Source organism: Prauserella shujinwangii (assembly GCF_003001955.1).
Classification (GTDB): Bacteria; Actinomycetota; Actinomycetes; order Mycobacteriales; family Pseudonocardiaceae; genus Qaidamihabitans; species Qaidamihabitans shujinwangii.
The window spans coordinates 1-22,121 of the sequence record NZ_PVNH01000009.1 but is presented as its reverse complement, the minus strand read 5'-3'; the positions used below and the strand labels follow the sequence as shown (position 1 = coordinate 22,121).

Annotated in this window: 26 protein-coding genes and 1 pseudogene; 18 read left to right on the top strand and 9 right to left on the bottom strand. The window is 70.4% G+C overall.

What is annotated here, in order from left to right:
* Positions 1-5: 5 nt before the first annotated feature.
* Together B0I33_RS21110 and B0I33_RS21105 are read right to left on the bottom strand one after the other, a co-directional pair.
* A complete protein-coding gene (locus B0I33_RS21110) occupies positions 6-2,300 on the bottom strand; it encodes a beta-glucosidase family protein (RefSeq protein ID WP_106180586.1) in 2,295 nt (764 codons plus the stop codon).
* A 67-nt stretch (positions 2,301-2,367) separates the two neighbouring features.
* Positions 2,368-3,081, bottom strand: coding sequence for a hypothetical protein (locus B0I33_RS21105; RefSeq protein ID WP_106180585.1), 714 nt, complete (start codon positions 3,079-3,081; stop codon positions 2,368-2,370).
* A gap of 396 nt (positions 3,082-3,477) precedes the next feature.
* Between B0I33_RS21105 and B0I33_RS21100 the strand changes: the two genes are divergently transcribed.
* The 3 genes from B0I33_RS21100 to B0I33_RS21090 all read left to right on the top strand — a co-directional run bounded on the left by B0I33_RS21100 (position 3,478) and on the right by B0I33_RS21090 (position 6,589).
* Positions 3,478-3,888 carry an SsgA family sporulation/cell division regulator gene (locus tag B0I33_RS21100; RefSeq protein ID WP_181193396.1) on the top strand — a complete coding sequence of 137 codons (411 nt, stop codon included), beginning with the start codon at positions 3,478-3,480 and terminating at the stop codon, positions 3,886-3,888.
* A 106-nt stretch (positions 3,889-3,994) separates the two neighbouring features.
* Positions 3,995-4,492: a hypothetical protein gene (locus tag B0I33_RS21095; RefSeq protein WP_106180584.1), complete on the top strand. Its 498-nt coding sequence runs from the start codon at positions 3,995-3,997 to the stop codon at positions 4,490-4,492.
* 3 nt (positions 4,493-4,495) lie between these two features.
* On the top strand, positions 4,496-6,589 hold the full coding sequence (locus tag B0I33_RS21090) for a bifunctional polysaccharide deacetylase/glycosyltransferase family 2 protein (protein WP_106180583.1): 2,094 nt from the start codon (positions 4,496-4,498) through the stop codon (positions 6,587-6,589).
* 8 nt (positions 6,590-6,597) lie between these two features.
* Here the strand turns inward: B0I33_RS21090 and B0I33_RS21085 are convergent, their stop codons facing one another.
* Together B0I33_RS21085 and B0I33_RS21080 are read right to left on the bottom strand one after the other, a co-directional pair.
* Positions 6,598-7,779, bottom strand: a complete 1,182-nt coding sequence (locus B0I33_RS21085) for a glycoside hydrolase family 3 N-terminal domain-containing protein (protein WP_106180582.1) — start codon at positions 7,777-7,779, stop codon at positions 6,598-6,600.
* A gap of 84 nt (positions 7,780-7,863) precedes the next feature.
* Positions 7,864-8,082, bottom strand: coding sequence for a DUF2188 domain-containing protein (locus B0I33_RS21080; protein ID WP_106180581.1), 219 nt, complete (start codon positions 8,080-8,082; stop codon positions 7,864-7,866).
* A 125-nt stretch (positions 8,083-8,207) separates the two neighbouring features.
* Here B0I33_RS21080 and B0I33_RS21075 point away from each other — a divergent pair, with 125 nt between their 5' ends.
* The 3 genes and pseudogenes from B0I33_RS21075 (at position 8,208) to B0I33_RS21065 (ending at position 9,836) form a co-directional block, all read left to right on the top strand.
* Entirely contained in the window at positions 8,208-8,579 is a 372-nt protein-coding gene (locus B0I33_RS21075) for a helix-turn-helix domain-containing protein (RefSeq protein ID WP_106180580.1), read from the top strand.
* The gene (locus tag B0I33_RS21070; RefSeq protein ID WP_106180579.1) at positions 8,580-9,179 is read left to right on the top strand and encodes an ImmA/IrrE family metallo-endopeptidase; all 600 of its coding nucleotides are present in this window, start codon (positions 8,580-8,582) and stop codon (positions 9,177-9,179) included. It abuts the gene before it with no gap.
* A gap of 46 nt (positions 9,180-9,225) precedes the next feature.
* Positions 9,226-9,836: pseudogene (locus B0I33_RS21065) on the top strand (LysE family translocator).
* 7 nt (positions 9,837-9,843) lie between these two features.
* Here the strand turns inward: B0I33_RS21065 and B0I33_RS21060 are convergent.
* Positions 9,844-10,863 (bottom strand): cation diffusion facilitator family transporter, encoded by a 1,020-nt coding sequence (locus tag B0I33_RS21060; RefSeq protein ID WP_425440508.1) that lies wholly within the window; start codon positions 10,861-10,863, stop codon positions 9,844-9,846.
* A 67-nt stretch (positions 10,864-10,930) separates the two neighbouring features.
* Between B0I33_RS21060 and B0I33_RS21055 the strand changes: the two genes are divergently transcribed.
* Positions 10,931-11,311, top strand: a complete 381-nt coding sequence (locus B0I33_RS21055; RefSeq protein ID WP_106180577.1) for an ArsR/SmtB family transcription factor — start codon at positions 10,931-10,933, stop codon at positions 11,309-11,311.
* Between the two features lie 315 nt (positions 11,312-11,626).
* Here B0I33_RS21055 and B0I33_RS21050 read toward each other — a convergent pair whose 3' ends face one another.
* Positions 11,627-12,373 carry an HNH endonuclease gene (locus B0I33_RS21050; protein WP_106180576.1) on the bottom strand — a complete coding sequence of 249 codons (747 nt, stop codon included), beginning with the start codon at positions 12,371-12,373 and terminating at the stop codon, positions 11,627-11,629.
* Positions 12,374-12,665: 292 nt separating this feature from the next.
* Between B0I33_RS21050 and B0I33_RS21045 the strand changes: the two genes are divergently transcribed.
* Positions 12,666-13,376 carry an adenylate/guanylate cyclase domain-containing protein gene (locus tag B0I33_RS21045; RefSeq protein ID WP_106180832.1) on the top strand — a complete coding sequence of 237 codons (711 nt, stop codon included), beginning with the start codon at positions 12,666-12,668 and terminating at the stop codon, positions 13,374-13,376.
* Entirely contained in the window at positions 13,364-13,867 is a 504-nt protein-coding gene (locus B0I33_RS30940; protein WP_425440507.1) for a Pycsar system effector family protein, read from the top strand. The genes B0I33_RS21045 and B0I33_RS30940 overlap by 13 nt, the downstream gene beginning before the upstream one ends.
* 35 nt (positions 13,868-13,902) lie before the next feature.
* On the opposite strand, the gene B0I33_RS21035 is transcribed toward B0I33_RS30940, so the two are convergent.
* Together B0I33_RS21035 and B0I33_RS21030 are read right to left on the bottom strand one after the other, a co-directional pair.
* Entirely contained in the window at positions 13,903-14,259 is a 357-nt protein-coding gene (locus B0I33_RS21035; RefSeq protein WP_106180575.1) for a signal peptidase I, read from the bottom strand.
* A complete protein-coding gene (locus B0I33_RS21030; RefSeq protein WP_106180574.1) occupies positions 14,256-15,851 on the bottom strand; it encodes a transcriptional regulator in 1,596 nt (531 codons plus the stop codon). The genes B0I33_RS21035 and B0I33_RS21030 overlap by 4 nt, the downstream gene beginning before the upstream one ends.
* A 175-nt stretch (positions 15,852-16,026) precedes the next feature.
* On the opposite strand from B0I33_RS21030, the gene B0I33_RS21025 reads away from it, so the two are divergent.
* Positions 16,027-16,227 (top strand): hypothetical protein, encoded by a 201-nt coding sequence (locus B0I33_RS21025; RefSeq protein ID WP_106180573.1) that lies wholly within the window; start codon positions 16,027-16,029, stop codon positions 16,225-16,227.
* Here B0I33_RS21025 and B0I33_RS21020 read toward each other — a convergent pair.
* Positions 16,224-16,547 carry a helix-turn-helix domain-containing protein gene (locus B0I33_RS21020; RefSeq protein ID WP_106180572.1) on the bottom strand — a complete coding sequence of 108 codons (324 nt, stop codon included), beginning with the start codon at positions 16,545-16,547 and terminating at the stop codon, positions 16,224-16,226. The two genes, B0I33_RS21025 and B0I33_RS21020, sit on opposite strands and share 4 nt — an antisense overlap.
* A gap of 163 nt (positions 16,548-16,710) precedes the next feature.
* Between B0I33_RS21020 and B0I33_RS21015 the strand changes: the two genes are divergently transcribed.
* The 8 genes from B0I33_RS21015 (at position 16,711) to B0I33_RS20980 (ending at position 21,791) form a co-directional block, all read left to right on the top strand.
* Complete coding sequence (locus B0I33_RS21015) at positions 16,711-17,016, top strand: hypothetical protein (protein WP_106180571.1); 306 nt, start codon at positions 16,711-16,713, stop codon at positions 17,014-17,016.
* Positions 17,016-17,228, top strand: a complete 213-nt coding sequence (locus B0I33_RS21010; RefSeq protein ID WP_146147538.1) for a hypothetical protein — start codon at positions 17,016-17,018, stop codon at positions 17,226-17,228. The genes B0I33_RS21015 and B0I33_RS21010 overlap by 1 nt, the downstream gene beginning before the upstream one ends.
* Before the next feature lie 95 nt (positions 17,229-17,323).
* On the top strand, positions 17,324-17,608 hold the full coding sequence (locus tag B0I33_RS21005) for a hypothetical protein (RefSeq protein WP_106180569.1): 285 nt from the start codon (positions 17,324-17,326) through the stop codon (positions 17,606-17,608).
* Positions 17,605-17,817: a hypothetical protein gene (locus B0I33_RS21000; protein WP_106180568.1), complete on the top strand. Its 213-nt coding sequence runs from the start codon at positions 17,605-17,607 to the stop codon at positions 17,815-17,817. The genes B0I33_RS21005 and B0I33_RS21000 overlap by 4 nt, the downstream gene beginning before the upstream one ends.
* Positions 17,817-18,044 carry a hypothetical protein gene (locus B0I33_RS20995; protein WP_106180830.1) on the top strand — a complete coding sequence of 76 codons (228 nt, stop codon included), beginning with the start codon at positions 17,817-17,819 and terminating at the stop codon, positions 18,042-18,044. The genes B0I33_RS21000 and B0I33_RS20995 overlap by 1 nt, the downstream gene beginning before the upstream one ends.
* Positions 18,041-18,367 carry a hypothetical protein gene (locus B0I33_RS20990; RefSeq protein WP_106180567.1) on the top strand — a complete coding sequence of 109 codons (327 nt, stop codon included), beginning with the start codon at positions 18,041-18,043 and terminating at the stop codon, positions 18,365-18,367. The genes B0I33_RS20995 and B0I33_RS20990 overlap by 4 nt, the downstream gene beginning before the upstream one ends.
* Positions 18,364-19,560: a hypothetical protein gene (locus B0I33_RS20985; RefSeq protein ID WP_106180566.1), complete on the top strand. Its 1,197-nt coding sequence runs from the start codon at positions 18,364-18,366 to the stop codon at positions 19,558-19,560. The genes B0I33_RS20990 and B0I33_RS20985 overlap by 4 nt, the downstream gene beginning before the upstream one ends.
* Positions 19,557-21,791, top strand: coding sequence for a cell division protein FtsK (locus B0I33_RS20980; protein ID WP_106180565.1), 2,235 nt, complete (start codon positions 19,557-19,559; stop codon positions 21,789-21,791). The genes B0I33_RS20985 and B0I33_RS20980 overlap by 4 nt, the downstream gene beginning before the upstream one ends.
* The last annotated feature ends 330 nt before the right edge of the window (positions 21,792-22,121 follow it).

Here is a 22,121-nt window from a genome sequence, read left to right as displayed (position 1 = left end):
CCGGCTCAGCTGTCGGGGTCGCGCGGCGGCGTCTCCGCCTGCTCCGGCCGGGACAATCCGAACACCGAGGCGGCGCCCACCGCGCCGGTGAACAGCGCCTCGTTCGGGCACGTCACGAGGTTGGCGAGCGTGGTGAGCGCGTCGTCGCCACCCGAGGGGGCTCCCGGAGGCGGCGGTGGGGTCGGCTCGCTCGTGGCGACCGTGTCCGCGAAGCTCACCGTCCCGGTCAGCGGCAGGTCCCGCGAGGAGCCGCCGACCGACAACGTGTACTCACCGGCGCTGCGCACCCAGCGGTGGGAGCCGGTGTCCCAGTGCGAGAACGCCCGCGCGTCCAGGACGAAGCGCGCCTGCCCGGTCTCCCCCGGCGCGAGCTCCAGCCGGTCGAACCCACGCAGCACGCGGGGCGGCTCGCCGTCTGGCTCCGGGTGACTCAGGTAGAGCTGCGCGACCTCGGCACCCGCCCGCTCGCCGGTGTTGGTGACGTCCGCGGTGACGGTCACCGCGCCGTCGGCCGTGGGTGGCGAGACGCGCAGCCCGTCGTAGGCGAACGCGCTGTAGGACAGGCCGAACCCGAACGGGAACAGCGGATCGCTGCCCTGCTGGTCGTACCAGCGGTAGCCGACGGCGAGCCCTTCGGAGTGCCTGCCACCGGGGAAACGGTCGGCGCCGCTCGCGGGCACCTGGCCGAGGTCGGCCGGGAACGTGACGGGCAGCTTCCCGGACGGGTTGACGTCACCGAACAGCAGCGCGGCGATCGCGTCGCCGTACTCCTGCCCGGGGTACCACGCGGCCAGCACGCCCGCGACGTCGGCGACCCACGGCATCGTCACCGGGCCACCGGTGTTGAGCACCACGACGGTCCTCGGGTTGGCCTCGGCCACCTCCGCGATCAGCTTGTTGTCCGCATCGGACAGTGCGATGTCACCGTGGTCCTTCGACTCCGAGGACCACTTGCCCACGAACACCACCGCGGTGGCGGAATCGGCCGCCAGCCGGGCGGCCCGGCCCCGGTCGCGCCCGTCGTCGAACCGGACGGTCGCCCCGGACTCGGCCGCCCGCCGCGCGATCCCGTCGTACGGCGTGACGATCGACGGCGCGATGACGTGGGCGCTGCCGCCGCCGGAGCCGATCACCCCGGCCCCCGCGGCCTGCCCGATCACCGCGACGGAGTCCGTCCCGGTCAGCGGCAGCACGGCGTCGTCGTTCTTCAGCAGCACGGTGCCGCGCTCCGCCACCCGCCGGGCGACGGAGGCGTGCTCCGGGCCGGTCACCACGGCGTCCGGCGACCCGGTGCGGGGACGGTCGAACAGCCCGTGCCGGAACATCTGCCGCAGGATCCTGGCGACCATGTCGTCGAGCCGCGTGGCCGGCACCGCGCCGGACTCGACCCCGGCCCGCAGCCGCGGCCCGAACAGGCATCCGCCGGGCATCTGCATGTCCAGCCCCGCGTTCGCGGCCGCGTGGCTCGCGTGCATGGCGAACCAGTCGGAGGTGGTGAACCCCGAGAAGCCGAACTGTCCCTTCAGGACCTGGCTCAGCAGGTAGGTGTTGTTGCAGGCGTGCACGCCGTTGAGGTAGTTGTAGCCGCACATCACCGAGGCGACCCCGGCCGCCACGGCGGCGTCGAACGGCGCCAGGTAGATCTCCTGCAACGTGCGCTCGTCGACCACCGCGTTGCCCAGCGCGGTGTTGCGGAACGTCTCCTGCGTGTACGCGGCGAGATGCTTGGCCTGCGCGAGCACGCCGCGGTTCTGCACGGCCTCGATCTCGGCGGCCGCCAGCTCGCCGATCAGGTACGGGTCCTCGCCGAAGGTCTCGAAGCCACGCCCCGCCCTGGGATCGCGGAAGACGTCGACGCTCGGGGTCAGCGCGACATCGGCGCCCTTGCCGCGCACCTCGGCGGCGAGCACGTCCCCGTACTCGGCCGCGAGGTCCCTGCTCCATCCCGCGGCCAGCGCGAGCGGAGCGGGCAGCTGGGTGACGCCGGTCTTGCCGTTGCCGACACCCGCGGGACCGTCCGACAGGCCCAGCCTGGGCACGCACAGCCGGGGAATGGCGGGGACCAGCCCGGCGTAGACCGGGCCCACATAGTCGAACGGCCCGGCCGAACCGTGCACCATGGCGAGCTTCTCGTCGAGCGTCATGCGCGTGAGCACCTGGCCGACCCGCTCCTCGACAGGCGCGTCCGAACCGACCCAGGGGCAGGGTTCGGGCTGGGTCCGCGCGCTCACCGGCGTGACCCCGACGACTCCCGAGAGCGCCAGCACGACACAACTGAGCAGAACCAGGCCACGTCGCATGTACCCGCCTTCCGACAACCGAACCCGGGACCGGAATGCGAGTAAGTTTCACATAGTTTGCCGAGGGTCACCAGCCCCGCAGCTGCTCGAAGTACTGCTTGAGGTCCGGCCAGCGGTAGGTGTACTGCTGCTGCCACCGCGCCGACTGCTCGGCCTCGCGGTACATCGGCTCCATCAGCCTGCGGATCTCCTCCTCGATGTCCGGCACGCTGCCGCTGGTCCGGGACGGAGGCAGATCGATCCTGGCCGCGGGCTCCTCCGGCGCCGGGGATCCGGTGCCGCCCGCCGGTGCGGACGCCTCCGGCTCCGGCGCGGGAGCGGCGACGACCTCCGGCACGGACTCGGCGGGTTCCTCGACCGGCGCGGGAGCGGGTCGAGGCGACGACTCGGGAGGCTTCGGTGCCGGTTCGGACGTGCGCCGCTCCGGCTTCGGCGCGGCGGGTGACGTGGTCGTGGCGGGTTCCCGCGTGGACTCCCGCTCGTTCAGGTCGCCCGCCACGTTGAGGGTCGGCGAGTCCGGCCGCTGGGCGCCGAGCACGCCACCGACCGCGACCACGAACATCAGCACCGCGGCGGCCATGCTGGCGATGCCCGACCGGTGCATCCGCCTCGGCGGAAGGACGTCCTCCGGCTGCTCGGCGGACTCGGGCGGGGAGAACAGGGCGAGGTTGGCCTCGGCGGTGTCGGCCCGGCGTTGCCGGGGCAGGCTGGCGGCGATGATCCCGGTCCGGTCGAGCAGCTCGGCCTCGTGCGGCGTGCTCCGCAGAACCGTGGGCGCCATCAGTTCCTCCATCGACGGAATCCGAAACCGCCCGGCGGGGGGTCGCCCCGCGACGGCGTCTCGAAAGGTCCCCAGGCGAAACCGGCCGCGAGCGCGGCCGAAGTCACCTGGGTGTCTACCGTCCGGCCCAGAGGTTGTCACTAGTCCACTCCGGCTTCACGGCGGAAACGACTCGATAGAGTGAATGCGATTCAGATGCGCCACTGACGCACGGCGTGTCTTCGCCGCGACCGCGGAACCGCCCACCCGGGCGGGCGAGGACGCGGAGTCACGTGCTACCCGTAGTCGGACTTCAGATTCGCCCGAATGGCGCATCACAGGAAGGCCGGTTGGTCGTCTCTCCCATGAACAGGCTGTTCGCCGCGCGGGGCGGCGCAGACAGACGGGAGCGGGCCGGTGAACAACGACGCCGTACACCAGACTCAGTTCGTGTCCCTCAACGGTGACGGGACGAGGGTGCTGTCGCGCCTGTCGTACGTGACGTGCGAGCCGTACACGGTCGGGCTGTCCTTTCGGGTGGAGCCCGGAGAGTGGGTGGAGTGGGAGTTCGCCAGGGACCTGCTCGTGGTCGGTCTCGAACAGCCCACCGGCATCGGGGACGTCCGCGTGCGCCCCGACCTGTCGCTCGACGACGACACGCTGCTGCTCGAACTCGAGTCCCCGGACGGCTACGCCGTGGTCGAGCTGCGGCACAGTGACGTACTGCGGTTCGTGGGCGCGACCCTGGAGCTGGTCCCGCCGGGCACCGAGGGCAGGCACCTCGACCTCGACACGCTGATCGCCGACCTCACGACGGCTCGTCCGTGAAGTCCCTTCGCGAAATCCTTTCGTGGTAAGGAAATAACGGTCCAGGGTCGGCTGGACCAGCGCAAACGACGTTGTCTAGGTTGGGGGTCCCCGTCCCGGAGCCCGCATGTCCCGACCACGACACCACGACGACACCCACGCCACCGAACGCACCGTCGAGCTGGCGCCGGTGTTCGTCGACCCGACCGGACGAAGACGCCGGACGCTCCGGCGCCTCGCCGTCGCCGGAGCGGTCCTCGTCACCGGCTACCTGGCCGTGCTCGGCGCCGCCGTGCTCGGCACCCGAGTCGTCCCGACCGCACTGCTACCTCCACCCACCTCCGCCACGGGCGATCCCGCTCCACCACCGGCTCCCCCGGCCGGAACCGGCCGGGAGCGCCCGCCGACCATCACCCCCGACCGTCCGCGCACGACGGGGCCCACCGATGGATCCGCCGACCCGGACGCCCCCACGCGGCCCGCGCCGGCCGAACCGGCCGCGCCTGCCGGGTCCACCGAGCCGGACGCGGCACCTCCGTCGTCCACTCCGGACGAGACGAAGAACCGAAACCCCCGCGCACCCGACACACCGCCAGGGCACCGATCCCGGCCGGACGGGTCCTGACCCGTGTCCAGGCACGCGAGGACGGCACCCTCGCCGCGGGCGCACTGGTTGCTGCTGGCCACGGCGACGGTGTCGGCCGTCCTGTTGCTCGCCCTGCACGCGATCGTGACCGCGGGCGCCGCCACCGGACCGCTGTCCTGGCAAACCGGCGATTCCACCGGCGTACCACGGCAGGTGCTCGCCGGTGGCGCCGTCGTGGACGCCCGGCCCGATCCGGCCGTCGCGTCACGGCCGAGAGACCGGACGCTCGCGATCACGTTCGAGGACGGACCCGATCCGGTGTGGACTCCCGCCGTACTCGACGTCCTCGACCGGTTCGGAGCGCGGGCGACGTTCTTCGTCACGGGTGCCGGGGCCGCCCGGCATCCGGGCCTGGTGCGGGAGATCGCCGAGCGAGGCCACGAACTGGGTTCCCACACCGCGACGCACACCGACCTGCGGGCGGCCGGTGAGCTGCGCACGGCGCTCGAACTGCGCGCCACCGACCTGGCACTGGCAGGCGCCGCCGGGGTGAACGCCCCGCTCGTGCGGCCACCCGGACCCGTGACTCCCGCCGAGCTCGACGACGCGGGCTGGCGCGTCGCCGAACGCATCGCGGCGCAGGGCAGGCTCACCGTCTTGTCCGATGTGGACTCAGGCGATGGAGGGCACCCCGGTACCGACCGGATCGTCGCCGGTTCCCTCCCCGCGGACCGTCGGGGCGCGGTGCTCCGCATGCACGACGGCGGTGGCGACCGGTCCCAGACGGTCGCGGCGCTGGAACGGCTGCTGCCCAGCCTGCGCGCGGACGGCTGGCGGCTGACCACCGTCAGCGACTCGGTCGGTGTCGTGCACGCCACCACCGAGGCCGACGCCCGTCTCGTCGTCGGCGGCTGGCTGCTGGTGTTCGCCGTCCAGGCAGCGGAGTCGTTCGCCGCCGCACTCGACACCGTCCTGGTGATCATCTGCGTCCTCGCCGGGGCGCGGCTGCTGCTCGCGCTCGCCGCCCTCCGGCGCAGGCCCGAGCGACCGCCTCGGGCCTGCCGCGACCCGGTGACGGTGGTGGTGCCCGCGCACAACGAGCGCGACGGCATCGAGGCAACCCTGCGCTCGATCCTGTCGTCCGACCACCCGGTCGAGGTCGTCGTGGTCGACGACGGCTCGGTCGACGGCACCGCGGGGTTCGTGGAACGGCTCGGCCTGCGCCGGGTTCGCGTGATCCGGCAGGTGCGCTCGGGCCGCGCCGCGGCGCTCAACACGGGCTTGTCCGCCGCGCGGACCGAGATCGTCGTCGCCGTGGACGCCGACACGACGCTCGGCAGGCGCGCCGTGGGAAGACTCGCCCGGCACTTCGCCGATCCCCGGGTGGCCGCTGTGTCCGGGAACACCGCCGTCACCGACCGCACGGGCGTGCTCGGCGGGTGGCAGCACATCGAGTACGTCGCCGGGCTCGGCCTCGACCGCAGGCTGTCCACGGTGCTCGGGTGCCTGCCCGCGCCGCCGGGCGCGGTGCGAGCGTTCCGCCGGTCGGCGGTGCGACGGCTCGGCGGGGTGCCGACCGACACCCTCGCCGAGGACGCCGACCTGGCGATGGCGCTGGAACGGGCGGGCTCGCGGGTGGTGCACGACCCTTCGGCGCGGGCGTGGACCGCGGTGCCGGGAACGCTCGGTGGGCTGTGGCGGCAGCGCTACCGATGGTCCTACGGCAGCCTGCAGGCCGGGTGGAAACACCGGAGCGCGGTGCGCGGCACGGGAGCCGAGGGCAGGCTCGGCAGGCGCGGGCTGCCCTATCGCGTGGTGTTCGGCCTCGTCCTGCCGCTGCTCGCGCCACTGGCCGACCTCGCGGTCGTCTCCGGCCTGCTCGCGGGCGAGGGCGGGCGCGCCGTGCCGCTGTGGCTGGCGTTCCAGGTGCTGCAGGCGGCCCCGGCGGTGGTGGCGTTCCGCCTGGCCGGCGAGCCGCTGCGACCACTGCTCGCGCTCCCGGTCCAGCAGTTCGCGTACCGGCAGTTGCTGTGGCTGGCCGTGGTGCAGTCGCTGTTGACGGCGCTGGCCGGGGTCCGCATGCCCTGGCACCGGGTCCGGCGACGGACCGGGGTGGCGACGAGCCACGGCCGCTGAGCGTTTGCCTACGCGCAGGCGCCCTTCGCCAGCAGCACGCGCTCGAGCGACTCGCGGACGCGCTCCTCCGGCAGCTCGCCCGCGGTCACGGCGCGCTCCAGCCGATCGAGTACGGGTCCGGGATCCCCACCCGACGACCACAGCGCCTGGTCCGCTCCCGCGCGCAGGGCCAGCAGCACCGCTTCGGGTAGCGAGTAGCGGTCGGAAACGGCCCGCATGGCGCCGAGATCGTCGGTGATCACCAGCCCGGGGAAGCCGTAGTCCTCGCGCAGCAGCCGGTAGGTGGCCGGCGACAGCGACGACGGCTCGCCGTCCGTCAGACCCGGCACGTCGAGGTGCCCCACCATGACCCCCGCGCCCTCGAACCCGGCGACGTCCTCGTACGGAACGAGGTCGTGCGTGCGCAGCCGCGCGAGCGGCGGCGTGGTGACGACGGTGGCGTGCGAGTCGCCGCTGGCGCGGCCGTGTCCGGGGAAGTGCTTGAAGACTGGGCGGACTCCCGCCGCGGCGAGCCCTTCCGCGAACGCGAACGCGTATCGCTGCGCCACCGCGGGATCACTGCTGTAGGAGCGGTCGCCGATGACGCCGTTCGCGGGGCCGTCGGTGAGGTCCAGGATCGGCGCGTAGTCGACGGTGACGCCCCGCGCGCGCAGCGCCTGGCCGCGCCTCTCCGCGAGGTCGCGCACCTCGGCGGGGCTCATGGTGCGCGCCATCTCCCTGGCACTGGGCAGTGAGCCGTCGAGCATGTCGAGGCGCTGCACGCGGCCGCCCTCGTCGTCCACCGCCACCGACACGGGCACCTTCGCCGCCCGCTGGACGCGGGCGAGCGCGTTGCCGGTGAGCAGTTCCGTGGCGTTGCCGCCGATGAAGATCTCGCCGATCTGCTCGCGCCGCACGAGCGCGGCCGCGGCGGCCGGATCGCTCGGCTCCACCCCGACGGCCAGCAGTTGCGCCAGCCGCTCGCGGGGCGCCAGCTCGGCCACCACGGGTGCGCAGTCGGGACCGCGCCGGGTGGTCGGCGTGGTCGGCGCGGCAGGCGCTGACTCGGTGGTGCTCGGGCTCGGCCGCACGGACTGCGCGGTGGTGGGGGCGGGTGTCGGGGCGGGCCCGGCCTGACCGTCGGTTTCCCCGGTGGTCCCGCAGGCGGCGAGGAGGACGGCGAGCGTGAACGGCAACAGCAAGCGCTTCATCGGGAGGTAACCGTACGCCGTGGCGGAATCGCGCCGAGCGCGGTACGGCTCGGCTTCGCCGCGCCCTTCCGGCCGATCCCGCCGTCACTGGTCGCGGCCGTACCGGCGTTCACCCGACCGCGTGCCGTCGATCCGGTGAATCACGAGAACGCTCGGCCGGGTGGTCCGGGCCCGGCCCGCCGCCTCCCGGACGGCGTCGCGCTTGCGGCAGTGCCGCGACAGCACCTCGCCTTCGCATTCGACGAGCCAGGTCAGCGAGTCGGGCGAGACCCGGAATCGCACGACGTACCGCTTGCGGACCATGACCGCTCCTCACCGGTGCCACGTTGTTCCAGTTACGCAACACTGTAGCAGCGTCGCGATCGATGGCAGGATTGACACACCCCCGTGGTACTGAAAAACCCCGACGACTCGCGGAAGGGCTGGACATGGAAGGCCGGATGGACGCGCGGCGGCTCTACGACGCGCTCGACGCACAGCGAAGAGCGCGCGGGCTCTCCTGGCGGCAGGTCGCGCAGGAGGCCGGCGTGAGCCCGTCCCTGCTCAGCCGCATGGGCAACGGCCAGCGGCCGGACCTCGACGGGTTCATCGGGCTCGTGCAGTGGCTCGGCACCCCGGCCGAGGAGTTCATGGTGCGCTCCGGCGGACAGCGCCGCGAGCAGGCCGGGCCCGCGCTCGAGGCACAGCTCGCGCTGCTGCTGCGGGCCCGCGACGACCTCACCGACGCCGACAAGGAGTACCTCCTCGAGGTGGTCGGCACGACGATGCGCAGGATCAGGGCGGACCGGCAGGAGAGCTGAGTGACCCTCAGGCACGGCTTCAAGGCGGAGGCGCGGCGGCTCGCGCTCGAGGTACGCGAGGAAATGGGGATCGGGATTCTCGCCCCGCTGGACCCGTACGCGCTGGCGGAGCTGTACGGCATCGAGGTGCACGACCTCCGCCATCCTTCCCTGCCCAGGGCGGCGGTGCGGCACCTCACCGAGGTCAGACCGGGCGCGTTCTCGGCCGCACTGGTCGCCGTCGGCACGGGCAGCGTCATCATCGAGAACCACGCGCACGACCCGGTCCGGCGGCGCTCGACCATCGCGCACGAGATGGCGCACGTCCTGCTCGAGCACGAGTTCGGGCTGCTCCTCACCGAGGACGAGACGTGCCGGGGCGGGAGCCGCACCGTGGAGCGCGAGGCCGCGGAACTGTCCGGCGAGTTGCTGATCCCGTGCGCCGCGGCGCGGGTCGCGGCGTTCCGCAGGTGGACCGACACGACGGTGGCGCGGCACTTCCGGGTCAGCAGGCGCATGGCGCGCTGGCGGATGAACGCCACCGGGGCGCGCACGGTCGCGCAGCGCTGTGTCGACAAGCGGCGAAACGCGGTGGCCGCGGCGGCTCGTTCACGGGGATGATGGTGTTCCGCACCGCCGAGGGCGGCCCCACGCCGAGAGGACGGCCATGAGCATCGAGTTCCTGCTGACGTCGCTCGTCGTCGTGGCCACCCCGGGCACCGGCGTGCTGTACACGCGGCGGCGGGCCTCGCCAGGGGTGCGCGGCCGAGCGTGGTGGCGGCGTTCGGCTGCACGCTGGGCATCCTGCCGCACATGGCCGCGGCGATCACCGGGCTCGCCGCGCTGCTGCACACCAGCGCGGTGGCGTTCCAGGTGCTGAAGTACCTCGGTGTCGCGTACCTGCTCTACATGGCGTGGCGCACGGTGCGAGAGAAGGGCACCCTCGCGGTGGAGGAGGAGCACTCGCCGCGCTCGGCCCGCCGGGTCATCGCCTCCGGTGTGCTGATCAACGTCCTCAACCCGAAGCTGTCGATCTTCTTCTTCGCGTTCCTGCCGCAGTTCGTGACCCCGGGCCAGCCGAACGCGCTGGGCCACATGGTGTGGCTGAGCGCGGTGTTCATGGCGCTGACGTTCGTGGTGTTCGTCGCGTACGGCATGTTCGCCGCCGCGATCCGCGACCGCGTCATCTCCCGGCCGCGGATACTGACCTGGCTGCGCCGGACGTTCGCGGGTGCTTTCGTGGCCCTCGCCGGCAGGCTCGCGCTGACCGAACGATGAGGCGGTGTCACGCCTCGCCGTGGGCCGCCTCGGCCCCGACGGCGGGTTCGGTGTGCACCACGGCGGCGGCCAGCCGGGGCACGACGTCGCACATGCGGCGCTCGACGGTGTGCGCGATGTCGTGGGCCTGCCGCACGGTGAGCGCGGCGTCCACGGTCACCGCGACTTCCGCGCGCAACGTGTGCCCGACCCAGCGCATGCGCAGCGAGCCCGCGTCGAGCACGCCGGGCACCGCCTTCGCGGCGTCCTCGGCCCGCGCCACGATCTCCGGGTCGACGGCGTCCATCAGGCGGTGGAACACCTCCTTCGCCGCGTCCCGCAGCACGAAGAGGATCGCCACCGTGATCGCCAGGCCGATGACCGGGTCCGCGAGGGGGAAGCCGAGCGCGAGGCCGAGCGCGCCGAGCACGACGGCCAGTGAGGTGAAGCCGTCGGTGCGCGCGTGCAGGCCGTCAGCGACGAGTGCGGCCGAGCCGATCTGCCGCCCGACCGAGATCCGGTAGCGGGCCACCAGTTCGTTGCCGGCGAACCCGACGAGTCCCGCGGCCACGAGCACCCACAGGTGCTGGACGGACTGCGGCTCGGCGAGCCTGCGCACGGACTCGTACCCGGCCAGCACCGCCGAGGCGGCGATGACCACGACGACGGCCACGCCCGCGAGGTCCTCGGCCCGGCCGAGTCCATAGGTGTGCCGCCGGGTCGCCGCGCGGCGGCCGAGGACGAACGCGATGCCGATCGGCACGGCGGTCAGCGCGTCGGCGAAGTTGTGGATGGTGTCGCCGAGCAGCGCGACCGAACCCGTCACCAGCACGAGCGCCAGCTGCACGGTCGCGGTGGCGAACAGGGCCGTGAACGAGAGGACGAGCGCGCGGATGCCGCGCCTGCTCGACTCCAGTGCCGTGTCGACCCGGTCGGCGCTGTCGTGGCTGTGTGGCGTGAACGCGTGCCGCAGGCGGCTCCACAGCGAACCGGGGGTTCCGGCGCCGTGCCCGTGCGCATGACCGTGGCCGCGTTCCGCTGGTGTCACATTGCCAGCATATATTCGCAAGCACGCAGATACGCAACCAATGGGCTGGTCGGGTAGCATCGGTCACATGCACGCGTCGCTGTCGGACTTCGACATGCCCAACGACGAGCAGGTCCACCTCGCGGCCGAGTCGTTCCGGCTGCTGGCGGACCCCACCCGGATCAAGGTCCTGTGGGCGTTGCTGCAGGGCGAGTCGTCGGTGGCCTGCCTCGCCGAACTGGCCGGGGCGGCGCCCACCGCCGTCAGCCAGCACCTGGCGAAGCTACGGCTGGCCGGGCTGGTCAAGGGGCGCCGCGAAGGCACGTACGTCTACTACTCGGCGGCGAACAACCACGTGCGCGGACTGCTGGCACAGGCGCTGTTCCACGCCGACCACGTGGACCGCGACCTACCGGGCGCCCCCACCGCCGAGCAGGACAACCACCACCACACCCACCCGGCCCGCTGACCGTCCCACCCGCCTGTCGGCGGCAGTGAAGGCCACCCTCGCTGCGTTGAACGCACTGAAGGTGGCCTTTACTGCCGCTGGTGCGTTGTCCAACCGGAGTGGTCCGGGCCGACCGGCGTTTTCCCTGGTCAGAGGTGCGGAAGCGGAGGGATTTGAACCCCCGGACCCTCGCGGGTCGCTCGCTTTCAAGTTGTGCGTGCGCACGTACGGGGTAGGTCACCGCGCCGCTGACCAGCACGAACGACACTCAGCGCACCTCGGCGTCCCGCGACGAACGTGGGCGAATGAGACCACAACTGAGACTACGGCTCCGCTTCACTCGGTTCTGACGATCGCCAGAAGCTCTGCCGGGGTCAGCCAGGTCGAGCCACGATGAATCATGCGATGGCAGTTGGCGCACAGCAGCACGAGGTCGCGCAGCCGCGTCGTTGTCTCACCGGACATATGCAACGGGACCGCGTGGTGGCACTCGATGTAGCTTGCGCCCCGCGTCCCATACGTGGCCTCGAAATCAAACCCGCACACCTCGCAGAAGACGCGTCCGTGCTGCTTGACGAACGCGTTGATCTTCTTTTCACGGAGCCGCGGGTTACGCTCGCGAGCGAAGTATCGGCGGGCCAGCAGCCGACCTTCTGATGCCTCGACAGCATCTCCGGAGTCAGCGTCCAGGGTCTCCGGCAGACGTTCGAATGAACCGTCTTCAATACCGGCTCGAATTTCCCGTGCCACGGCCTGCATCTCCTCCGGCCGCGTGAGGAAGTCATGCAGGACCTCTCTATCGATCTTGCCGCCCTTGGTCCGCTTCCCGTCGTAACCGGGATGGCTGGTTACAAGATCGACCGTTTTGCGTGCTACGCCGTTCGGATTCCGGAACTTCAATCCTCGGACAGCTGGCGGATGCAGCGGCATACGCTGCAACAGCGAAGATAGTTCGATCACCCGCGGGTCGGCAGGGCGAAGCTCCCGCCAGCCGTTCTGTACAACGAGGTCACACGCGAGGATCACCTCGTCGCGCTCCCACGCAGGCGCTCGTCGGTCGCCTGCGACTCCCTCCACACTCACGAGCCAAGCGTAGCGATCACGGCCGGTTCACCCAGGCAGGCCGGAGCCACCTGAGTTGCTGAATGGATATGTAAGGTGGCTGAACTGCGGGTCCTCGGGACCGTCTATCCATGCGTCGCACAACTCGGGTACGGCCGTGCACAGCCGACGTTCTTAACTGCAACACAGAGCCACCCCTTCCGCGTAACACGGAGCCACCCCTTCGCGACATAAGGATCATGTCGGTCTCAGCCGCTAGCCTTGAGGCACGCCAGTGGCTGACCGTTGTCCCCAACCATCCGAAGTGAGCACGATGTCCCTGTCAGATGAGATCGATAGTGCCGTTCAGAACGTCGTAAATGCCGACTGGAACCGCCGTGAGGGGCGCACTGTACCAGACACCTCAGATGTCGCATTATCTAACGGCGCAGTCGTCCTCGATGCGGTCTACCTGTACGCAGACCTAGCCGACTCGACACGACTCGCACGAGATTTCGATCGGCGCGTGGCCGCGAAAGTGATCAGGTCCTTCCTTGACGCTTCCTGTCGCGTGATCAAAGCTCGTGGCGGCACGATCGTCAGTTTTGACGGCGACCGCGTAATGGGCATCTTTGTGGGTGACTCCAAAAACACCGCTGCTGCGAAATGTGGCCTACAAATTAATGCAGCGGTTCTCAACGTCATTAAGCCCAAGGTGGAAGCGAAATACAGTTCGATCCGCAACAGCAATTTCCGGATATCTCAATGTGTTGGCATTGCTTCAGGTGAAACTCTGATCGTTCGCGGCGGCGTCCGCGGAAGCAACGATCTCGTGTCGGTTGGCAGAGCACCAAATGTAGCCGCCAAACTCAGCGATATCCGTAACGGAGCATACCGAACATACATCACAAGTCAGGTTTACCATAGCATGCACGACTCATCGAAGCACTCGGGCGACGGGCGAGATATGTGGACGCAGGAGTCGCGCGAGGTTGGCGGGGAGACAATGACGGTCTACGGGTCAAGCTGGTTATGGAATTTATGACCGACCACGATCCTGTCGAAACCGCCTGGAGGGTTCATGCAGCTATTGTCGAGTGGACCGGCAAAGTTGACGCTAAAGCGTCGTTCGCAGCCACAATCGAGTCAGTGATCCTCGGTGGAGTAATTACGCTTTCAGACAGTCGTCGACTCTTGGCTGACCTGAACTCGTTCCCAGCGATACTACGTGATGTCGGTTTGGCTATCCTTGCATTCGCAGTACTATGTGCAATATCCGTGGTAACACCACGCCTCCGAAGCAGCAAAATGAAGAACGAGGCCAGCGATAACTTCATATACTTCGGTCATTTGCGGCATTGGACACCGTTCGAACTTGCCGAAGTATTGGCATACCGTGATACACTTCCTGTCTTGTCACGGCAACTCGTTGTAATGAGCAAGGTTGCTTGGCAAAAGCATCGCAGAGTACAAGTATCGCTCTTGGCGTCCGTTGTCGCTGTAGCCCTAATCAGTTTGGCAAGTTGGCTTGCATGAGCCCGCCATACGTTCATGCGTAGAACAACTGGCAGCTACTGGGGCAACGAAGGCCACCGAACGGTAATAACGACCGAATCTTGCTCTGCCTGCCATGAGTGGTCTGTTCCCGGTCCCCAGACGAGGTAGTCGCCTTGCCTGGTCAGGGGCGCGTCGCCGTCGCGGAACTTGACGTGGAAACGGCCCTGTACGAGCAGGACGAGGGTGGTCCGCTTGTCACCGGTCACCCAGTCGGCCCGCTGTTCGCCTGCCTTGTGGATGCCCCACTTGACTTCGAGTGTTTCGGTCGAGCGTTCACCTGCTGAGGGGTCGATGAAGTGCCCCAGGATCCAGCCGCGCGTGTCCGCCCCGTCGTCGGCGGCGTTGCCGCTGTACCAGCTGCGTTCGCTCATTCAAGCTCCCATTCGACTGTCGGTGCGTTGATGCGCTCGCCGCCGAGTTCGTTCAGGCGTCGGAGGCCTTGCAGGAAGGCGAACAGGCCCTCGTTGCTCCAGGCCTGGTCATCGATGAGTTCGCCGAGCAGGTCGCGGTCGAGGCTGGAGTACTGCTTGAGGCTGTCGGACTCCCAGTTCGCGGCGATGCTCCCGCCGTGCTCGGTCCAGAAGGTCTCATCATGGATGACAACCAGGCTGGGGTACTCGTAGTTCCCGCTGACGAGGTTGATCCCGAATCCGGTGCATTCCAGCGCCCACGCGTCCGGGTACTCGACAAGCCAGCGCATCGGCGCGGACAACCTGGCCGGGTGCATCGGGTCGGCGTGGCGTTGGGCGCTGATCGTGCCGTCCACGTCGTCGCGGCCGAACAGCTCCTCTTCCATCTCCCGCCGCAACGTGGTCCCGATCTGGGTGTCTTCCCGGTAGTCGGCGAGCGGTTCGTGGAAGCACTTCGGGATGACCGCCAGCCGCCGCGCGGCGTTGAGCACCCGCCCGCCGCGTTCCTGCACCAACAGCAGGTAGTCCGGTTGCGCTCGACGTGGCCCGGCCGGGCGGGCGATGGCCGTCAGCGCCAGCGCACCGCCCGCGCACGTCCGGCCGCCGACGTCGAGCACCACACGGGTATCCGGCAGGTAGCGCCGCCGTAGCGGCAGGTTCTCGCCCGTCAGCCCGCGGCCGTCCGCGAGCGCGTCGACCACCTCGCCTTCGAGCAGGTCCATCGTGAGCGCGTACTGGACGAACGAGGTGATGCCGAACGCGCCCGCCAGGTGGCCGCGGCCGATGTCGATGTCGACCAGCCGATACAGCGCCGCGTCGACCAGGCGCGTGTTGGTCTCCAGGGTCTCCGCGAGCCGCTGCGCGGCGGCGTCGAGGCCGGTTGCGTCGACTTCTCCCCCGTCCTCGGCACTCAAGCTCGCCAGCGCGGCCCGATCGTGCTCCGGGTCCAGCGGGCAGGCCAGGTCCAGCCAGTCAGCGCAGGTCAGAACGCTGGTACGGACGTGTCGGCCGCCGTCGTGCTTGGCGCTGTAGGTGCCGTATCCGGGCGGTAGATCGGTGTAGAAGTCGCGTAGCGCGGACGCGAGCTGGTCGCGGTTGACGCGGCTGCGTCGCTGGCCCCGGTCGTGCAGGGCGCTGGGATTGAGGCTGACGAGTTTGGCGGCCACTCGTTGCCGCGCGGTGCCCGGTGCCCAGTCGGCTTGCCGGTCGAGCCATTCGAGCGCGGCCCCGATGCTCGGGTCGGCGTTGAGTCGCCGCTCCGCTGCGGTCAGGTCCGCGTCATGTGTGACCTCCGGTGTGCTCCCGGCTGGCTGCGCGTTCTCTGCCGCCACCATGAGACCGAAGCGTGCTTGTGCTTGCTCGGAGGCCTCGAACAGCACCGTGTCCAGCGCCTCTTGCATCTCCGGTGTGGGTTGCGCGTCTGGGTTGGCGTGCCACTTCGCCACCGTCCGCACAGCGGTTCCCAGCCGTTCGGCGAAGCGCTCGTTCGTCAGCCGTAGCGCCTTCTGAAGGGCGCTCGCTCGCTGGCCGGTCCAGACATCGACTACCTCCACGGCCCGCTCCCCCCGCCCGCCGAGCTGGGTGCGAGCCGAGTGCACTGCGGGTGCACTGCCGGTTCATCGCTGGTCAGAGGCTTGCCAGCTTGAATTAGAGACATGGAAGGCAGCACACCGCGAACGCCACAGAGGCCTACCGAAGCCGCGGTGACGGACCCCTCGGGAGGAAGCCATGTCGAAGAAGAACATCGTGCCGATGGCAGGCGGCACGAGCGCGATGCCGAAGGTGCTCGGAACGCTGATCGTGCTCGGCTTGCTGGTCTTGGTGGTGAAGCACCCGGCCGACGCGGCGCTGTGGGTGCAGGAGCTAGCTGCATGGGTTGGAAGCGTCGTGGACGGGATAGCCGCGTTCTTCCAGCAGCTCGCGGCCTAGCCGGATGCGGAGGCATCTTCGAGCCTTCGAACACGCTGCTCAAGCTCGGCGACGGTGCTTTCCAGCCGTGCGATGCGATCCGCGTCCGGACTCCCGCTCTCGCCCTCGGACAGCTGCTCCAGGTGACGCGGCGGCCAGCCCAGCGCCTCGGAGATCGCCGCGAGGGTGTGAGGGCTGCGCCTCTTCGCCACACCGTGCTGGATCTGCCGCAAGGTCGCGGTGCTGACCCGCGACTTGCTCGCCAGCTCCGCTTGCGTCATCTCCAACTGCGCCAATCGGGTGTTGATGGCTTCGGCTACCGCGTCCCAATCCCTGCCCACTAAGCCCTCCTCTGCGCACTGCTACCAGCGCCAACGGTAGCGCTACCGCGCCGCCTGCACCTCCAACTCCCCGCAACCGTACGACGTTCCAAGGCACCCACCAATTGCATGAGCGCTATTAGTAGCGCTAGCGTTAGCGCCTGTCATCGACGAAAGGAAGCGAATGAAGACCGGACAGATCACCAACCACCAGGCCCGTGAAGTGCTCGACCTGGCGGCCGATCCCGACATTCGCGCAGCTCAGGAGATGGACGTGAGGTATTCCGAGCGGGACGAGATCGAGCGGTTGATCGAGGAAGTCGATCGGGAGATCGCCGCCGAGCAGCGCACGGCGTCGGTGCGGCTCTCGCACGAGTTCACCGACCAGCGCCGGGCGTGGCGCTCGGCGCGGAGGGCTGAGCGCGAGGCGCTGCGGTCGCTTCCGGCTCGGCTCGACGTGGCCGTCGTGGCGGAGAGCGAGGCCGCGTGATGGCCGCGCCGAACGTGCTGGCCGAGCTGGGCCAGTTGCACCTTTCGCGCCCGGCGGTGGATGCGTCGCCGGAGCAGGTGGCCCGCTGGTACGAGCGCAAGGCCACCGTGCTCGAGCACCTCGCCGCCCAGGGCAGTGACCTCGCCCGCCAGCAAGCCGACACGGCCCGGCGGCAGGCCCAAGCGCTGGGGGTGGGCCGATGGGCCGCCTGACCGTGTCTGACCCCGGACCGGCGACTTCCGCCAAGAACACCACCGGCCCGGGGCTCCCCCACCAGCCAGCACAGGACTCGAAGGGAAGGCACCCGATGCTACGCACCACCCGCGCCCGGCTCATCCCGGCCGCTGTCCGGATGGCCGCGCGGATCACCGACAACCACGTGACCTACACCCCGCACGAACTCAATCGGCTCATCTCCCACGTGGCCGCCCACGAGGTCGCGGGCCGGTTGCGCGAACGCGCCGACTGGCACACCACCCGCGCCGACGACCCCGGCCTGCTGCCGCTGGAGCGGGAGTGGCACGCCAGCGAGGCCGTCGAGCTCGAAGCCCTGGCCATCCGCGAGCAGGCCCGTGGGGGTGAGCACACATGAGCGAGCGCGCCTTTCCCTTGCCGCTGCCCGAGTCCGGGCAGGACCCACGGTTCACGTTCGGTCTGCTCGCCGACGTGATCGAGGTCTTGCGACGGCACGGCTACCCCACCGGGCGGATGCGGGCGCTCGACTACGTGGAGCTGCAGCAAGCCTTGTTCCGCTTCCTCTACGAGGCCCCGGCGCCGGGGCCGGAAGGGGGCGAGTGGTGATGTCCACATTCGACGTTCTCGCCCGCTACGGCACGGCGGCGCTGCTGCGGTTCGCAGGTGCGGTGGTGCTGTTCCTGCTGCTGCACCTGGCACGGATCCCCCTCGTACTCGCCGCGCGGGTGCTGGAGGTGGCCATGCGCCGTCTCGACGGCTACGCCACGCGGCAGGCCAGTCAGCCACCGCGTGGGCCGATCAACCACTACTTCGACCGGGAGGTGCCCGCATGACTGAGCAGGAACGCGCACGGCTTGAGGGCCAGGCGACCCGCACGGATCGGGTCGTGTCCTGGATCGGCTGGCACGTCGGTGAGCTGGTCGCGGTCGGGGTGCCGCTGTTGCTCGCGGCGACGGTGAGCGTGTGGCTGGCCGTCGTGTCGGTGCTGGCCGGTGCCGCGTGGGGTGTGCACGAGTTCCGGCACGCCCGGCAGCAGCGCGCGATCCGTGCCGAGACCGAGCAGCGGCGGCACCTGGCGGCCACCGAGCAGACCAGCGACGACACCAACGGCACCGACGGCGGTGACGGCACGACCGGGACGGGGGCGAGCGCGTGAGCACGTGGCGAGACGAGCGTCGCAGGGATCGTGCGGCGGAGGCGGAGCAGAAGCGGGCCGACCGGCTGGCCGCCGCGGAGGCGGAGGCGGTGCGGCTGGCCGCGCTGAGTGAGGCGAACCGGGCCGCGACCGAGCAGGCCCACGCCCACGAGCAGGCCCGCGAGCAGGCCCGCCGTACTGCGAAGCAGCAGCGGGCGCAGCGCCGCCGAGCCGCACTGGCGGGGTTGCGCGGGTGGGGGTCGGCGCACGTGGTCGACCTGCTGATCTACCCGCTGGCCGTGGTCAGCGCGGTGATGGCGATTCCGGCGATGGCCGCCTACGGTGCCGAGGTCTACGGCACGGCGACCGGCTACGCCCTGCCGGTGATCTCCGAGCTGGGCATGTGGGCGTTCGCGCTGGCCGTCCAGGTGTCCCGAGCGAAGCATCCGCAGCGGCCGGTGTGGGCGCTGCAGCTCGGGGTGTGGGGCTTCGCCGCCGTCGCGTTCGGACTGAACGCGCTGCACGGCCTCGACCGGGGCCTCTCGGCGGGTGTGGTGATGGGGGTCGCGTCGGTGGCCGGGGTGCTGGCGCATCAGCTTGTGACGGCCGCGCCGCGCCGGTCGCGCGCCGAGCGGCAGGAGGCCCGGATCGCGCGGCTGGCTGAGCGCAAGGCCGCGCGGGTACGGAAGGCAGCGGTGCGGCAGGCCGTGGCCGAGATCGACCCCGATGGCATCGCGCGGCTGGTGTACGCGCCGGGCCGCTACGTCCTCGCCCGCGGCCGGGTCGGCCGCCGCCGGGAGTTGCAGGCTGCGATCGTGCCCGGCCTGCCCGTCGACCCGGTTGTCGACGGCGAGCTGGACGCGCTGGATCGGGAGCTGGCCGCGCTGCTCGACGCCGACCGCCCGACCACGCTCGGCACGTCGGTCGCCGAGGCGATCGACCACGCCGACCATGCCACCGACGAGGGGGGCGACTCGGGTGGTGTCGCCACCCTCGACCGGGGCGCTGACCAGCGAGAGTCGAGGGTCAATCGGGGGTTGATCGAGCCGCGCCCGGCGCGGTCGATGGAGCAGCTCCGCGCCGAGCTGGCGGCGGCGGTCGAGGCCGGTCGGGTCGATCCGACCTCGGCGGAGTCGATCCGTAAGGGGCTGCGCTGCTCGGCCGCGCGCGCCCGTCAGCTTCGCGACGAGCACCGCACGGGGGAGGACCAGTGAGCACCGAGCACGACAACGAGCACACCGGGGAAGAGCTGGCGCGAGTGCATTACCTGCCCACCCACGACGCCACCGGCTTGGCCCGGCCGGTCGAGGCCGAGGTGGTCGAGGGTGAGCTGGTCTCTGATGCGGAGTACCGGCGGCTGACCAGTGAGAAGGCCAAGGCGCTGGCTCGTTACCAGGCCTACAAGCGTGACCTGGTTGTCGTCGGGCGGGTGACCCGCCGGGTGGCCACGCACGAGCGCACGAAGTCCACGGCGAAGACGGTGGCCCGGCATGTGCTCTACGTGCCGGCCGGGGCGGCCGCGGTGGGCAAGCGGTTGTGGGATGCCAAGTCCAGCTCGCTGTACGAGCGGCAGAAGCGCGCCGCCGAGCTGGCCGGGGACCTGGACCGGCTTCAGGAGTGGGAGTCGCGGGCGGAGCTGTTCAAGGAGCGCCGCCACAAGCGGGTGATGGACTGGCTGGACGCCCCGTTCGCGCTGGCCAAGGCCGTCGCCGTGGGCATCGCCTCCGTGGTCGCGCTGCTGCTCGCGCTGGGCATGGTGCTCGCGGTGGCCGACTCCGACGCCGGGCTGATCCTGGCCCCGATCGCCGCCGTCATCGACTTCGTCCGCTGGGTCGCGTGGGTGGTGACGATCGTGTGGGGACCGCTGGTGCTGGCCGCGCCGTGGGTGGCGGTGCTCTACCTGTGGAACGAGGGCCGCAAGCGCAACTCCACTCCCGCCTGGCTCCAACCGTCGGCCACCGCGGGGGACGGTGAGGGGTCGCTGGTCACCGCGGACGGGATCGTGCGGGCGTTGCAGCATCTGTCCATCCCGGCGCTGAACAGGGCGTTCAAGGACGGGTGGGTGCCGCGCTTCGACCTGACCCCGACCCGCGAGGGCCACGGCGTGTTCAAGGGCTTCCGCGCCATTGTGGACCTGCCGATGGGCGTGACCCCGGAAATGGTCGCGGACAAGCGGGCCGTGCTGGCCAAGAACCTCAACCGCAACGCCGTCGAGGTCTGGCCGTCCGACTACGGCAAGGAGAAGGGCGGCAAGCCCGGCTTCGTCAACCTCTACGTGGCCGACTCCGGGGTAATGGACAAGCCCACACCGGACTACCCGCTGCTGCACGACGGCGCGGCCGACGTGTTCGCCGGGGTGCCGGTGGGCATCACCCAGCGCGGCGAGCAGGTCCCGTTCTGCCTGGTCGGGTCGAACTTCGTGTTCGGCGGCCAGCCCGGACAGGGCAAGTCCAACGGCTGCCGGGTGGTGATGCTCGGCGCGGCCCTGGACCCGCTGGCGGAGCTGCGGGTGCACGTGTTCGCCATGAACGGCGACTTCGACGCCTACGCCCCGCGCCTGTCCCGCTACCACAAGGGCACCGGCTCCGAGCACGCCGAGCAAGCCACCGAGCATCTGCACGAGCTGTATGCGGAGGTAACCCGCCGGGAGGCACGGCTGGCCGAGATCGGCGCGAAGAAGCTCACCCGCCCCGTCGCCGAGAAACACCCCGACCTACGGCCGCTGATCGTGCTGTTCAGTGAGTGCCACGAGCTGTTCGGGCACGCCGAGTTCGGCAAGCAGGCCGCCGAACTGGCGGTGGCGGTGGTCAAGCGCGGCCGCAAAACCGGGGTGGTGCTCGGGTTCGACACCCAGTCCGCCCGCACCGACGCCATCCCCGGCGAGCTGGTCGAGAACGTCGGCATCAACGGCTGCTTCGCCGTCAAGACCTGGCGCTCCAACGACGGGTTCCTCGGCGACGGCAGCTTCGCGGCCGGGATCCGCGCCACCGATCTTCGGTTCAACGTCGACCGGGGAACCATGGTCGTCACCGGGGTCGGCGAGGAGCTGTTCGAGATCGTGCGCACCTTCTTCATCGCCGTGGACGACGACACCGGCTTCGACGCCGCCACCGACGTCATCGCCCGCGCGATGGGCCAGCTCGCCCCCGGCACACCGGTCGCCGGGGACCGCCCGGCCCCGCAGATCGAGCAGGACCGTGACCTGCTCGCCGACCTCGACACGGTGCTCGGCACCGAGCGGGTCCCGGCCGGGGACGTGCTCGGCGCGCTGCGCAACCTCGCCCCACGCTGGCGGCCCTACCAGGACCACACCGTGCCGACCTTCGTGGCCGCGCTCAAAGAACTCGGGGTCAAGGTCGCCCGCACCGGCAACCGCAACCTCATCGATCCGGTCACCGTGCGTGAACGACTGGCCGAGCAGTCCACCGACGACCTCGATGAGTGAGTGAGCCCGCCGCGACGGTCGCCAAACCCCGCGAACCGGGCCACGGACCGGCCGCGCGGCCGCCGATCTCACTCACTCACTCGCTAACTCTGCCCAGCTCACACCTGACCAGGGCGGCGAGCCGGGCGAGTGAGGAATCTAACTCCCAACACCGCATCTCACTCCCGATCTCACTCGCCAGGCGGCACCCGCACCGGGTGCCCGCCCCGGCACCCCCTACCCACCATCCGTTACGCACCGTCACCACAGAGAGGGCTGTTCGATGGGCACCCGTATCACCGACGAGCGCCACCTGAACCGGCTGGTCACCTGTCACCACGAGGCCGGGCA